This window comes from Actinopolyspora xinjiangensis (genome assembly GCF_900104475.1).
GTDB lineage: Bacteria > Actinomycetota > Actinomycetes > Mycobacteriales > Pseudonocardiaceae > Actinopolyspora > Actinopolyspora xinjiangensis.
In genome coordinates, this window is record NZ_FNJR01000004.1 from 46,629 (window position 1) to 61,162 (window position 14,534).

Here is a 14,534-nt window from a genome sequence, read left to right on the forward strand (position 1 = left end):
AGCACCGGAATACCATCGGCTCCCATGACGGCGTCGGAACGCTCAGCGTCGAGCGAGCACGGGGACCGGGCGGACCTGATGGCGGGCTTCGAATCGCCCACGCACCGGCAGTGGCAGGAGCAGGTCGAACAGGTGCTGCGCAAGTCCGGTCTGCTGGACCGGGAGGCACCCGCACCGGACGCACCGGAGGAACTGCTGACCACCGGTCTCTACGACGGCTTCCAGGTCCACCCCCTCTACACCTCCCGCGCGGAGCACGCCGCACGCGGCACCCCCGGTGCCGCTCCGTTCACCAGGAACACCCTGGTGTCGGGGGCCGTCGAGGGCGGATGGGACGTCCGGCAGTACCACGAGGACCCCGACGTGGCCACCACCAACCGGGAGGTCCTCGCCGACCTGGCGGGTGGGGCGAGTTCGGTGTGGCTGCGCGTCGGGCCCGGCGGCGTCGCGGTGGACGACCTGGGTGAGGCGCTGCAGGGAGTACACCTGGACATGGCCGGTGTGGTGCTACGCGCGGGCGAGCACTACGAGGCCGCGGCGGACGAGCTGCTGCGGCTGGCCGAGTGGTGGCGCGTGCCGCGCGGTTCGCTGCGCGGCAATCTCGGCGCCGATCCCATCGGGCTGCGGGCGCGAACCGGTCGGGAGCACGAGGTGACCCCGGCCGTCGAGCTCGCGCGACGCTGGGCCGACGACTGCCCGGGGATGCACGTGATCAGTGTGGACGGACTGCCCTATCACGACGCGGGCGGTTCGGACGCCGAGGAACTGGGCTGCGCCGTGGCCGCCGGGGTGGAGTACCTGCGTTCGCTGGCCGAGGCGGGGATGGACCTCGACACCGCGGCCGGGCTGCTGGAGTTCCGCTTCGCCGCCACCGTCGACCAGTTCAGCACCACGGCCAAGCTGCGCGCCGCGCGCCGGATGTGGGAGCGGGTGCTGCGCGCCTGCGGGGTCGCCGAGAGGGCCCGGGGGCAGCACCAGCACGCCGTCACCTCCTCGGCCATGCTCACCCGGCGCGATCCGTGGGTGAACATGCTGCGTTCGACGATCGCGGCCTTCGCGGCCGGAGCGGGTGGGGCGCGGGCGGTGACGGTCCAGCCGTTCGACGCGGCCATCGGCCTGCCGAACGCGTTCTCCCGCAGGATTGCCCGCAACGTCCAGGCGCTGCTGCTGCACGAAACCCACCTGGGCCAGGTGATCGACCCGGCAGGTGGTTCGTACTACGTGGAGTCGCTGACCGACGAGCTCGCCGAGGCGGGCTGGCGCTGGTTCCAGCGTGTCGAGTCCGAGGGCGGCGTCACGGCGGCGCTGGCCTCGGGGATGGTCGCCGAGCGGCTGGCCACGACGTGGCGGAGCCGCACGGAGGCCCTCGCCCACCGGACCGATCCGATAACCGGTGTCAGCGAGTTCCCGGACCCGACCGAGGAACCGCTCGTCCGCAGGGCGCGCCCGGCCGAGCCGGAGACCGGCGGACTGCCCCGCCACCGCTACGCCGAGGACTACGAGCGGCTGCGGGACGCGGCCGACCTGGCCGCCGAGCGGCCGGAGGGACGTCCCCGGGTCTTCCTGGCGACGCTGGGGCCGCTGGCCTCCTACACGGCTCGGGCTTCGTTCACCCGGAACCTGCTGGCGGCCGGAGGTGTGGAGGCCGTGGAGGCGGGCGAGACCGACGACGCGGCGGCGGTGGTCGCGGCGTTCGAACGGGCGGAAACCCCGCTGGTCTGCCTGTGCTCGACGGACCGCCTCTACGACGAGCGCGCCGAGGCGACCGCGCTGGCGCTCCGGGAGGCGGGAGCTCGGCTGGTGCTGCTCGCGGGCAACCCCCGGGGATCGAGTGCGGAGAGCGTGGACGGGTTCGTGCACGCCGGCGGCGACGCACTGCGGGTACTGACCGACATCCATCAGCGCTGGGGTGTGGCGGCCCCGGCCGTATCGGGAGCGACATCATGAGCAGCCACGGCAGGATTCCGGACTTCACCGAGGTCGAGCTGGACGAACCACCGGCAGGGGACGGGAGTCCGCAGTGGCACCGACGCCTGCGGGAGACGACCGGCCGGGACGCGGAGTCGTTGACCTGGCACGCCCCCGAGGGCGTCGACATCAAGCCGCTCTACACCGAGGAGGACACCTCGGGACTGCGCTTCCCGCACGGTTACCCGGGCATCGCACCGTACCTGCGGGGGCCGTACTCCACGATGTACGTCAACAAGCCGTGGACCGTCCGGCAGTACGCGGGCTTCTCCACGGCGGCCGAGTCCAACGCGTTCTACCGGCGCAACCTCGCGGCGGGGCAGAAGGGCCTGTCGGTGGCCTTCGACCTCGCCACGCACCGCGGTTACGACTCGGACCACCCCCGGGTGTCCGGTGACGTGGGGATGGCGGGCGTGGCCATCGACTCGATCCTGGACATGCGGCAGCTGTTCGACGGGATCCCGCTGGACGGCATGAGCGTGTCCATGACCATGAACGGGGCGGTGCTGCCGGTCCTGGCGCTGTTCATCGTCGCGGCCGAGGAGCAGGGTGTGCCGCCGGAGAAGCTGGCGGGGACCATCCAGAACGACATCCTCAAGGAGTTCATGGTCCGCAACACCTACATCTACCCGCCGCGTCCCTCGATGCGGATCATCTCCGACATCTTCGCCTACACCTCGGCGCGGATGCCGAAGTTCAACTCCATCTCCATCTCCGGCTACCACATCCAGGAGGCCGGGGCCACGGCCGATCTGGAGCTGGCCTACACGCTGGCCGACGGGCTCGACTACATCCGGGCCGGGTTGGACGCGGGGCTGGACATCGACTCCTTCGCTCCCCGGTTGTCATTCTTCTGGGGGATCGGGATGCACTTCGGCATGGAGGTGGCGAAGCTGCGCGCCGCCAGGCTGCTGTGGGCGCGGTTGGTCTCCGGGTTCCACCCCGCCGACTCCAAGTCGCTGTCGCTGCGCACCCACTCGCAGACCTCGGGGTGGTCGCTGACCGCGCAGGACGCGTTCAACAACGTCGCACGCACCTGCGTGGAGGCCATGGCCGCCACGCAGGGGCACACCCAGTCGCTGCACACCAACGCGTTGGACGAAGCGCTGGCGCTGCCCACCGACTTCTCGGCCCGCATCGCGCGCAACACCCAGCTGGTGCTGCAGCAGGAGTCGGGCACCACCCGCACCATAGACCCCTGGGGCGGCAGCCACTACGTCGAAAGCCTCACGCGCGACCTCGCGGAACGGGCCGGGACACATCTGGACGAGATCGAGCGGGCGGGTGGGATGGCCGCCGCGATCGAGGCGGGCATCCCGAAGATGCGCATCGAGGAGGCCGCGGCCCGCACCCAGGCCCGCATCGACTCCGGACGCCAGCCGCTGATCGGGGTCAACCTGTTCCAGCCGGAGGAGACCGGGCAGGAGGGCGGCCCCGAGGTGCGCAAGGTGGACAACAGCGCGGTCCGCGCCGAACAGCTCGACAAACTGCGCAGGCTGCGGGCAGAGCGTGACGAGCGGGTCTGCTCCGACGCGCTGCGCAGGCTCACCGCCGTGGCCCAGGCCACCGTGGACGGCGACCGCCCGAACGATCTCGAGCACAACCTGCTCACGCTGACCGTGGACGCCGCGCGTGCCCACGCCACGGTGGGGGAGATCTCGGACGCCCTCGAGGCCGCGTTCGGCCGCCACTCCGGCCAGGTCCGTACCATCTCCGGGGTGTACAGCGAGGAGGCCGGTCACGACAACTCGGTCGAGCGGGTGAGCTCGGTGGTGGCGGAGTTCGCCGAGTCGGAGGGGCGCAGGCCCAGGATCCTGGTCGCCAAGATGGGCCAGGACGGTCACGACCGGGGCCAGAAGGTGATCTCCACCGCGTTCGCCGACCTCGGTTTCGACGTCGACGTCGGCCCGCTGTTCCAGACCCCGACCGAGGTGGCCCAGCAGGCCGCGGAGTCCGACGTGCACATCGTCGGCGTCTCCTCGCTGGCGGCGGGGCACCTGACGCTGGTCCCCGCGCTTCGGGCGGAGCTGGACGCGCTGGGGCGCGAGGACATCACGATCGTGGTGGGCGGGGTCATCCCACCCGCCGACCACGAGGCACTGCACGAGGCGGGAGCGGCCGCCGTGTTCGGTCCCGGCACCGTCATCGCCGAAGCGGCGGAACGACTGCTGCGACAGCTGCGGGCCGAGTTGGGCCACGAGGAGTCCTGAACCGCGCCGGGATCTGAACCACGACGGGCACAGCACCCGAGAAACGAGTTGTGCAGCCATGCCGCGCACCATCAATGTGGACGAGCTCGCCGAGGGCGTGCTGGGCGGATCCCGCACCACGCTGGCGCGGGCGATCACTCTGGTGGAGTCGACCCGGTCCGACCACCGGGAGAAGGCCCAGCGCCTGCTGGCCGAACTGCTGCCCCGCTCCGGAGGGGCGCACCGTATCGGTGTCACCGGCGTCCCCGGCGTGGGAAAGTCGACCTTCATCGAGTCGCTGGGAACCAAGCTCACCGGTGAGGGGAACCGGGTTGGGGTGCTGGCCGTGGACCCCTCGTCGAACCGCAGCGGGGGGAGCATCCTGGGCGACAAGACCCGGATGGGAGCGCTGGCCTCCGACCCGGCCGCTTTCGTGCGCCCCTCCCCCAGCGCGGGGACGCTCGGCGGGGTGGCGAGGGCCACCAGGGAGACCATCGTGCTCATGGAGGCGGCCGGATTCGACGTGGTCCTGGTGGAGACCGTCGGAGTCGGACAGTCCGAGGTGACCGTCGCCGGCATGGTGGACTGCTTCCTGCTGCTGACCATCGCCCGCACCGGTGACCAGTTGCAGGGCATCAAGCGGGGCGTGCTGGAGCTGGCCGACATCGTGGCCGTGAACAAGGCCGACGGCCCGCACGAGGACGAGGCCCGCCAGTCCGCCCGGGAGTTGCGGGGGGCGCTGCGGCTGCTGAGCCCGCCGAGCTCCTCCTGGAAACCGCGGATCACCACCTGCAGCGGACTCAACGGCACGGGACTGGACGAACTCTGGCAGCAGGTGCTGGCGCACCGTGCCGCGCTGTCCGAGAGCGGTGAGCTGGTGGAGAAGCGCAGCGAACAGCGCCTGGAGTGGACCTGGGAGCTGGTGCGGGACCAGCTGATGGGCGAGCTTCTCGCCGATCCCGAGGTGCGGCGGACCCGCGCGGAGATCGAACAACGGGTACGCGACGGCGAGGTGACCGCCGGGATGGCGGCCGAGCGGATCCTGCGCGCCTTCCGGGAGCGGTGAACGGCCCCGGCGGGCGGACCGCCCTCCGGGAGCGAGGGCGCACCGGAGGAACGGTCCCCACCCGTCCACCGCCGACCCCGTGCCCCGGCGAAACCGACGGTGAGCACCCGCACCCTGCCACGCTGAGCGCCGAAATCCGCCTCATGACCATGTCCGCCGGTTACGGTTCCGGCCGTACCGATCCTTCTGGGGGCGAGGGACTCCACCGGCGGGGGAGGCGACGTGCGCTGGCGGCGATCCGGAACGGGCGGCGGGAAGCGGGAGGAGGGCGCGGAGGCGCGCCGCGGACTCCTCGGCCGAGTGGTGAGCATAACTCCGCGACGCAGGCAGGAGGTCGTGGAGAAGCTCTTCCCGGAGGGGGCCGAGTTCACCTCCTACCTCCACCGCTTCGCGGTGATGCAGGTCCTGTCGGTGCTGATCGCCGTCTTCGGGCTGCTCTCCGGCTCCACGTCCATCGTGATCGGGGCGATGCTCGTGGCACCGCTGATGAACCCGCTGCTGGCGGTGGGAGCGGCGATGGTCTCCGGGTGGCCCGCACGGGAGGGCAAGTTCTTCACCGTGGTGGTGGTCACGAGCGTGCTCTCCGCACTGCTGGCCTGGGCGGTGACGAAGTCGCTGGCACCGGCCGACTTGCCGATCTCCGAGGAGATCCTGTCGCGTACCAGTCCGACGGTCATGGATCTCGGAGTGGCGCTGGCGGCCGGTGCCGCGGGCGCCTACGCCACGGTGCGCAGGGAGGTCGGCGAGGCGCTGTCCGGTGTGGCCGTGGCCGTGGCGCTGGTTCCACCGCTGGCGACGGTCGGCATCACGTTCGGACTGGGCAGGAACGATCTGGCTCGCGGCGCGCTGCTGCTCTACCTGACCAACCTGGCGGTGATCGTGTTCGTGGGAGCGCTGGTGTTCCTGTTCACCGGTTTCGCCCCCGAGTGGCGGTTGATACGCGAGAGCAACCGGGTCCGGCTCGGACTCGCGGTCGCGGCCCTGGCCGTGCTGGCGGTCTCCGTCCCCCTCGCACGGCACTCGCTGAACGAGGTGCGCATCAACCGCGACACCAGCGCGGCCGCGACGCGGGTCGAGCAGTGGCTGCGGGGAACCGAACTGCGGCAGACCGGCGTCACGGTGAAAGGTGATCAGGTGAACGTGGACGTGATCGGCCCCACCGAGCCTCCTCCGGCACGCCCACTGGCTGGGAAACTGGCCCGCGCGTTCGACCATCCGGTGCGGGTGCGGGTCCGGTGGGTACAGCGCCGGACGAGCACCGCCGAAAGCCGGTGACCGAGAAACGCGCGATGACGTGCCCCGGAGCATGCGCCACAGCCGACTCCCGACCGACTCCGGTCTCCGAGGCCGAGCTCACTGCACCGGAGACGAAACGCGTCCTTTCCCTGAACGAGGGCGAACGGAGGCCGGACGCGGAACGGGTCCGCCCCGGAGTCCTCACGATGCCCTGCTCCACGGTCTCTTCCCTCCGCTACGAGACCTCCGACGCCGAGGCGCCCTCCCGCAGGAACTCGGTCATGTCGGCGGTTGACAGCGCCTCCGAGCAGAAAGGGCCGGAGCCGATGTCACAGCCCTGCTCCCGCCAGACCCGGGCCTGTCGCTCGGTGCGCAGGTCCGGCACCGCCAACGGGATGCCGCAGGAACGCACCAGGGGAATCATGCCACCGAGCGCCCGGAGTTCGGGGGATTCGAAAGTCTCGTCCTCCGCCGCGAGCTGGACCAGATCGGGCGCCAGCAGCACGGCGTGAGTGGGAAACCTCCGCAGGAAACGCAGCTCGGCGGGTGCGGCGCGGAACTCGTGCGCCGCGGTGCGTATCCCCGTCTCGGCCAGCGTAGCCACGTTGTCCGAGGCCTCGCCGCCGGTGCTCATCAGCGCCGTCATCGACATGCACAGCAGCAGCCAGCCCGCATCCGGCGAGTCGACCTCCTCGACGACACGCCGAACACCCGCCACCAGGTCGGGATCACGGGACTGGTTGGGGCTGAGCCCCACCACGAGGCGGTAGCGCAGCCCTTCGGCGTGCCACTCGGACAGCTGCCGCCAGGCGGTGCGCAGTACCCAGTCGCGCAGCGCCAGCGTGATCCCGGAGCGCTCCGCCAGGCGGAGGCAGTCGTCGTGCTCCAGCCTGGCGTGCTCCTCCGGTTGCCAGGCCAGTCGCGCCTCGACGGCCACGACCTCCCCGTCGGTCAACGACACCAGCGGCCGGTATCGGATCTCGAACTCCCCGAGTTCCAGGGCACCCGGCATCACGGCGGCGAGCCTGGCCTCATCCAGTTCGATGGGAGCACGGTGCGGATCGAACACGGCCCACTGCCGCTTTCCCGCCTGCTCGGCGCTGCGCAGTGCCACTTCGGCCGCCCACAGCATGTCGGTGGGGCTGCTGTCGCCCACCGAACGCTGTACGACGCCGATGCTGGCTGTGGGGGCGAGGCCGTTCCCGTTGATGTAGATCGGCTCGTCGAGCTCGGCGTTGATCATCTCTGCGAACTCGGCGATTCCCGGCGTGTCGGGGCGCTGCCGGAGCAGCACGGCGAACTCGGTACCGCCGATGCGGGCGACCAATCCGTCCTCGCCCGCCACGAGTCCGAGCAGCCGGTTGCCGACCGACTGCACGATGCTGTCGCCGATCTCGTAGCCGAGCCCCTCGTTGATGAGCCCGAACCCGTCCAACCGCAGCTGGTAGAGGGTGAGTCTCTCGTTCGGGTCGAAGGCGCCGAGCGCACGTTCCAGTCGGGAGCGGAAGTGCTGCCGGTTGGGCAGGCCGGTGATCGAGTCGTGCAGCGTCTGGTAATAGAGCTGCTCCTGCAGGTCGTTGAGCTCCCGCAGGTCCTCGACCATCAACATGATCTGGTGAGGATCGCCCTCGGAATCGCGCAACACCGAGGCGGCGATGTAGGTCCACGCCCTGCTGCCGTCGGCCCGCACCAGGTTGCGGCGCTCGCGCAGCCCGCTGCGCTCTCCCCGAAGCAGCTCGGCGTACTCGGTGGTGACGACCTCCGGTTCAGCCGGGTCGAACAGCTCGGTCACGGTGGTGGAACGCAGCTCCCGCTCGCTGTAGCCGAGCGTTCGCTCCAACGCGGAATTGACCTCGACGAACTTGCCGTCGAGCTCGCAGATCCCCATGCCGATCGGTGTCGTGTTGAAAACCTCGCGGAAGCGGTCCTCGCTGGTGCGTAACCTGCGTTCGGCATCCAGTTTGGACCACAGTAGTGCCCGTTTGAGGGTTTCCTGCTGTTCGAGGGCACTGCCGCGATCGGCGTCGGCGTAACCGGAGGCCACGGAGGCCAGCATCGTCAGCACCTGGCGCGCGGACTCGTTCGAGGGGTCCGGCAGGAGGGTGCCGCACAGCAGTTCCAGACTGCGGGTGAGACTCTCCTCGCCGGTGGCGTGCAATCGGACCAGCCGGGTGCCCACCGAGTGCCCGGCGCTCTTGGCCCGTTCCGGTTCCCCGCTACCGTCCCTGAGGCCCTCGAGGATCAGCTCGATCAGCTCGTGGAGCTCGGACTCCAGCGCCTCGCGAGCCATCGGTATGTAGGAGGTGCGGCTCAGCCATCGCGCCCACCGCGTGGCCAGCTCCGCGCACCATCGCCCGCTCTCCCACATCGGCGCCCGCTCCTGTCGACCGGACTCGCCCCCTGCCGGGGCACCTCTGTCGGAACTCGCGCGGCTCATCTCATCAATCCCACGTTCAGGGTATTTACTTCCGGAAGTGAGCAGGCTATCGCAACGGTACGTATTTCGGCAGTCCGCCTGACCCACATGGTCCACTCCCCGACGACAGAATCACGCGGAGATACTCCGGGATCATCACTTCTTGTAGCCGACGCCCGCGTAGATCTGTGAGGCTCCGGGAACGTCGGCGTGCGATTCGTCCTCCGGACGCCACAGCGCTGTACCGACCACGCCCGGCTCGAGCAGCTCGAATCCCTCGAACAGTTCCGTGATCTCGGGACGGGAGCGGGGATGAATCGGATCGGCGCTCTGCCGCATCACCTCGGATACCTCCCGCATCTCCCGCGGCCTTATGTCGGCGGTGAAGTGCGAGACGGCCAGATAACTCCCCGCCGGTAACGCCTCCCTGTAACGACGCATGACTTCCACCGGGTTGTGCTCGGGAGCGGCGAAGTGCAGTACTCCCACCATCAACAGCCCGACGGGCCGGGAGAGATCCAGTAGTTTCGCGGTACGCGGATGGCCGAACACTCCTTCCGGGTCGAGCAGGTCGGCCTGCAGCATGACCGCGTTCGGATCGTCCCGCAGCAACAACTCGCTGTGGGCCACGGCGACGGGCTCATTGTCCACGTAGACCACCTTGGAGTCCGGGTCCACCTCCCGCGCGATCTCGTGCACGTTGCCGACCGTGGGAATACCCGAACCGATGTCGATGAACTGCCGGATACCGGCCTCGCCGAGAGTGAGTACCGCGCGCCGCAGGAACGCGCGGTTGAGACGGGCGACGTGCCGTGCGCTCGGCAACGCCGCCAGGAACCTCTCGCCCAGCCTCCTGTCCGCAGCGAAATTGTGCGCACCCCCGAGCAGGTAATCGTATATCCGTGCCGCGCTGGGGATCTCCTCGTCCACATCGCGCGGAAGCCACTCCGTCTGCTCCGTCACCACGCCCCCTTGCCGATTCGTTCGCGTGCACACGAGATTACTGGGTGACCCGGACATCGCGAACCTCGCACCGGAAACGCGGAAACACCGGCGACCGCCCGCGTCCGCCCGGACGGCGAACGATCGGTTCCACGGGAACGGAGCATCGTCACAGTGACGATGCTCGTCCAACCGGACCTCGGTTGACAACCGGAAGCAGGAAGATCACCAGAACCGGAACGGACTTGCCAGCAGCCAGTTCGCCCCCAGGACCAGCGCGCCGAGCGCGATCAGCGACCACAGCGACATCCAGAGCACCGCGGGAGCTCCGGTCAGCCGAGCGAGCTGGTCGGCATCGGAGTCGCCCGCCCTCCCCCGACGACGCTTGCCGGACAGCTCGAACAACGGGCGAACACCCCCCAACAGCAGGAACCACCCGAGCAACCGCGCGCACAACAACCGGATCTCGGGATCGGCCCACCAGGAGACGACGAACAGCGCGGCTCCGGTCAGCAGTACGGACAGCAGTCCGTAAAGATTGCGCAGCGCAACGAGCAGCAACGCCAGCGCCACCACGGAAGCGCGCAGCAACAGCGTCACCCGATCGACGGAAACCAGCCACGCCGCCATCAGACCGAGCAACGAGACCGCCGGGTAACCGGCGAACAACGTGAGGACCATGCCGGGGCCGCGTGACGGACCGGTGGAAACGGTCAGCCCCGAGGTGTCCGAATGCAACCTGATCCCGTTGAGCCTGCGACCGCTGAGCAGCGCGACGAGCGCGTGCCCGCCCTCGTGCGCGATGGTGACCACGTTGCGCAGCACTCCCCAGCTCACCCGATAGGAGATCAGAGCGAGCGCCACCAGCGCGACCATCGAGGCGGGCAGTGCCCCGAGGAAGTCGGGAACCGACCTGACGACTTCTTCCACAGCGGACCCTCCTGCGCTTCGGGGCACTACCGCCCGCCGTCCCCGTTCACGAGAGTCACCACGAGTAGTCGACGGGTGGTGAGACCACACCGGCGACACGGCGACCGGCTCGCGGAAACCCCGCACGGACACCGACGGCGGGAAACAACGTTCAGCCGGGCCCGGGAGTTTTTCCACTCGTCAGGGACTCCGCCGGGGTCCGCTCCTCCGGCCATCGCGAACCCAGCACTCGATGCCCCAGCAGAGTTCCGCCGACGACAGCGGCCGGAACGACCACGAGCTGGGCCACCGGTATCAGGCACAGCAGGTACGTCGGTACCGCGAACCCGAGCACCGTGCGCCGGTGGCGCCACAGTATCCGGTGGCGTCCGCCCACCGTCGTCCCCCGCCGCTGGAACACCGGACCGGTCAGTTCCAGGGCGATCAGCCACCCGCCGAAGAGCAGCCCCACCACCGGCACGACGGTCTGGCCCAGCAACGGCACGAACCCGAGCGCGAACAGGACCACCGCACCGACCACACCGACACAGACCAACCGCAGGGCATCGGCCAGCCCCCGCCACAGCAGGCGCACCCCACCCGCCCCGTCACCGTCGTCAGCGAGGCCGCGTTCCCGCTCGGTGCGTTCGGCGATGTGGTCGTAGAAGGGGCCCCCGATCAGCAGCGTCAGGGCTATGAACGACACCGAGCCGAGCAGCACCGCCCCGGCGACCAGCGTGATGGCCAGCAGAAGCCGCAACGAACGACGCCACCACCACGACCACTCGTCGGCGAACGGGGTCAGCCAGCTCGCGACGTCCCCGCTGTGGAGGGCGAGCACGACGACGCAGGTGAGCAGCAACAGACTGCTGAGCAGCGCGGGGACCCCGCCCAGCAGCAACATCCGCGGCGAGCGGACGATGCTGGTGAATCCGCTCCCGAGATCACGGAACCCGGCGGACATCTCGTTCATCAGGTACGGACCTCGAAAGTGGACGGCGTTTGTCCCCCACGATCCTATGGGAACTCGTCCGATCGGTGGATGCGGTGGCTGCCACCCCGGGGCCCGACCCGGCGGTGGCACGCGGCGACGACGGTGCGACACCGGCGGGCAGCCTCTCGAACTCCTCGCCGCACCGGTATCACGCCGAACGGCACGCCTCCCACTGCCGGTCGCGGCGTTCCCGGCCGCGAGTGACCCGTCGCAGATTCCGCCCCGCCCTGAGGCAGGGCGGCCACGGCGGTGGAAGCGGTTCTCCGCCGTCGCGGCGAACCCGGCGGAGAACCGGCGAAATCAGGCGATGATCCGGATGGGATCCTGCAGCAGCGAGGTGAGCTGCTGCATGAACACGGCGCCCACGGCGCCATCCACCGCGCGGTGGTCGGCGGACAGGGTCATGCGCATCATCTTGCGCACCACGAACTCGCCGTCCTGAACCTGCACCTCCTCACGGGTCGCACCGACGGCGAGAATGGCGGCCTCCGGCGGGTTGATGACCGCGGAGAACTCCTCGATGCCGAACATGCCCAGGTTGGACACGCTGAAGGTGCTCCCCGACATCTCGTCCGGCTTGAGTTTGCCGTCCCTGGCTCGCTCGGCCTTCTCCTTGCCCTCGGCGGCGATCTCCGAGACGCTCTTGCGATCGGCGTCGGGGATGACCGGCACGACCAGTCCCGAGTCCAGCGCCACGGCGACACCGAGGTGGACCCGCTTGTGCTGGAACAGCTTCTCGTCCCGGAACGAGACGTTGACCGAGGGGTTGGCGCGCAGGGCGGTGGCGCAGGCCTTGACCACCAGGTCGTTCACGCTGACCTTCGGTCCCCCCGAAGCCTGCAGCCGCTCGTTGAGGTCGGCGCGGAACGAGACCAGGTCGGTGACGTCGACGGCGCTGGTCAGGTAGAAGTGCGGCGCCTGCTGCTTGCTCTCGGTCAGCCGCCGGGCCGTGACCTTGCGGATGTTGCTCAGCGGGATCTCCTCGAGTTCCGGATCCCGCTGCTCGGCTTCCGAACGCTCGGCGGGACGCGACTCGGGCGCCTGCGACCGCCGCTGCTCCGCACCACCGGCGGCCTCGGCGGCGGCCTCGATGTCGACCCGGATGATGCGCCCGCCTGGGCCGGTGCCGGTCACGGTGGAGAGGTCCACCCCCTTCTCCCTGGCGACGGCACGCGCGAGCGGGGATGCCTTGGGGCGACCGTGCGGCTCGGCTCCGGACTCGGCCGGGGAAGCGGCCGCGGGGCGAGGCGCGGCCTCCGCCGCCGCGGAGTCGGCGCTCGCCCCGGCCTCTCCGGAACCAGTCGACGATTCCTGTGCATCGCTTTCGGAGGGTCCGGCCGCCGCGGCGGCCCCCGAACCGTCCCCCATCAGCCCGATGGGGACGCCGATGGGCACGGTCTCCCCCTCGCCGACGAGGATCTTCTCCAGCACCCCGTCGTCGTAGGCCTCCATCTCCATGACGGCTTTGTCCGTCTCGATCTCGGCCACGACGTCGCCGCGGTTGATCTGGTCACCCACCTGCTTGTGCCAGGTGGAGATAACGCCTTCCTCCATCGTGTCGGAAAGGCGCGGCATGTGAATCTCGGTCATGGTCTTCCTCGGATCCTGGTGGTCCGGCTCACCCCGGTCCCGTCTCGAACGAGCTCCGCCGGTGCTTTCCCTCGGTCATCGGAGCGATTCCGAGGTGAGCCTGCGCCTTGCTGCGGGGTGTGTCAGCGACGGTGTCCGACCGCCTCCAGCGTCTGCCGCACCGCGGTGTTGAGCGACTCGGCGGAGGGCAGCGCCGCGCGTTCCAGTGGCTTGGCGTACGGCAGCGGAACCTCGGCGGCGGCGACGCGACGGACCGGGGCGTCGAGGTAGTCGAAAGCGCCGTCGGAGATGGAGGCCGCGATCTCCGCACCGACACCGTAAGTCAGCCAGTCGTCCTCGGCGATCACGGCGCATCCGGTCTTACGGACGGATTCCACCAGGGTCTCGCGGTCCAGCGGACGGAGGCTGCGCAGGTCGATCACCTCGGCGGAGACACCCTCCTCGCTCAGCTGGTCGGCGACCTGGGTGGCCACTGTGGCCATGCGCGAGTACCCGATGATGGTGATGTCACTGCCGACCCGGGTGACGCCGGCCTTTCCGATCTCGGCGGGCGGGGCGTCCTCGGGAACCTCGCCCTTGGTGTTGTAGAGCGCGAGGTTCTCCAGGAACAGCACCGGATCGTTGTCGGCGAGCGACGCCTTCAGCAGCGCCCGGGCATCGGCGGGAGTACTCGGCGCGACGACCTTCAGACCGGGGACGAACGCGTAGTACAGCTCGATGTTCTGCGAGTGGGTCGCCCCCAGCTGCTGCCCACCCCCACCGGGGGTGCGTAGCACCATCGGGGCGCTGGACTGGCCACCGAACATGCCGTAGATCTTCGCGGCGTGGTTGACGATCTGGTCCAACGCCAGCAGCGAGAAGTTGATCGTCATCAGCTCGACGACCGGACGCAGCCCCAGCATCGCGGCTCCCACCGCGGCACCGACGAAGCCCTCCTCGGCGATCGGGGTGTCGCGCACCCGCTTCTCGCCGAACTCCTCGAGCAGGCCGGCGGTGATCTTGTAGGAGCCCTCGAAGACTCCGATCTCTTCTCCGATGAGGAAGACGTTCTCGTCGGAGAGCATTTCCTCGCGCAGCGTGTCGTGCAGCGCTTGCCGATAGGTGATGACGGCCAACGGTCTATCTCCTGGACATGGTCGCGCCGTGGGGCCGCTCGCGCGGCCCCGGCGCCTCGTGGCGGGGTGTGATTCGATGGTTCGCTCTCGCGAGAGGGCCGGGGGACCG

At 69.8% G+C, this 14,534-nt stretch carries 10 protein-coding genes; 4 read left to right on the top strand and 6 right to left on the bottom strand.

Annotation, left to right across the window (positions count from 1 at the left end):
- The first annotated feature begins 24 nt into the window (after positions 1-24).
- From BLQ75_RS07305 to BLQ75_RS07320, 4 genes are all read left to right on the top strand, one after another.
- Positions 25-1,947 carry a methylmalonyl-CoA mutase subunit beta gene (locus BLQ75_RS07305; protein WP_092599851.1) on the top strand — a complete coding sequence of 641 codons (1,923 nt, stop codon included), beginning with the start codon at positions 25-27 and terminating at the stop codon, positions 1,945-1,947.
- Positions 1,944-4,178, top strand: coding sequence for a methylmalonyl-CoA mutase (scpA, locus tag BLQ75_RS07310; RefSeq protein ID WP_092599854.1), 2,235 nt, complete (start codon positions 1,944-1,946; stop codon positions 4,176-4,178). Before BLQ75_RS07305 ends, scpA begins: the two co-directional genes overlap by 4 nt.
- A 58-nt stretch (positions 4,179-4,236) precedes the next feature.
- Positions 4,237-5,223 (top strand): methylmalonyl Co-A mutase-associated GTPase MeaB, encoded by a 987-nt coding sequence (meaB, locus tag BLQ75_RS07315; RefSeq protein ID WP_092599857.1) that lies wholly within the window; start codon positions 4,237-4,239, stop codon positions 5,221-5,223.
- A 222-nt stretch (positions 5,224-5,445) separates the two neighbouring features.
- Positions 5,446-6,498: a DUF389 domain-containing protein gene (locus BLQ75_RS07320; RefSeq protein ID WP_092599860.1), complete on the top strand. Its 1,053-nt coding sequence runs from the start codon at positions 5,446-5,448 to the stop codon at positions 6,496-6,498.
- Between the two features lie 196 nt (positions 6,499-6,694).
- On the opposite strand, the gene BLQ75_RS07325 is transcribed toward BLQ75_RS07320, so the two are convergent.
- The 6 genes from BLQ75_RS07325 to BLQ75_RS07350 all read right to left on the bottom strand — a co-directional run bounded on the left by BLQ75_RS07325 (position 6,695) and on the right by BLQ75_RS07350 (position 14,425).
- Positions 6,695-8,827 (bottom strand): putative bifunctional diguanylate cyclase/phosphodiesterase, encoded by a 2,133-nt coding sequence (locus tag BLQ75_RS07325; protein WP_244515303.1) that lies wholly within the window; start codon positions 8,825-8,827, stop codon positions 6,695-6,697.
- A 204-nt stretch (positions 8,828-9,031) separates the two neighbouring features.
- Positions 9,032-9,838, bottom strand: a complete 807-nt coding sequence (locus BLQ75_RS07330; protein WP_170837377.1) for an SAM-dependent methyltransferase — start codon at positions 9,836-9,838, stop codon at positions 9,032-9,034.
- Positions 9,839-10,042: 204 nt separating this feature from the next.
- Positions 10,043-10,747: a M50 family metallopeptidase gene (locus BLQ75_RS07335; protein ID WP_211481222.1), complete on the bottom strand. Its 705-nt coding sequence runs from the start codon at positions 10,745-10,747 to the stop codon at positions 10,043-10,045.
- A 151-nt stretch (positions 10,748-10,898) separates the two neighbouring features.
- Complete coding sequence (locus BLQ75_RS07340; RefSeq protein WP_092599869.1) at positions 10,899-11,699, bottom strand: EI24 domain-containing protein; 801 nt, start codon at positions 11,697-11,699, stop codon at positions 10,899-10,901.
- Positions 11,700-12,020: 321 nt separating this feature from the next.
- Positions 12,021-13,310: a pyruvate dehydrogenase complex dihydrolipoamide acetyltransferase gene (locus BLQ75_RS07345; RefSeq protein WP_170837378.1), complete on the bottom strand. Its 1,290-nt coding sequence runs from the start codon at positions 13,308-13,310 to the stop codon at positions 12,021-12,023.
- Between the two features lie 122 nt (positions 13,311-13,432).
- Complete coding sequence (locus tag BLQ75_RS07350; RefSeq protein ID WP_092599872.1) at positions 13,433-14,425, bottom strand: alpha-ketoacid dehydrogenase subunit beta; 993 nt, start codon at positions 14,423-14,425, stop codon at positions 13,433-13,435.
- Between the last annotated feature and the right edge of the window lie 109 nt (positions 14,426-14,534).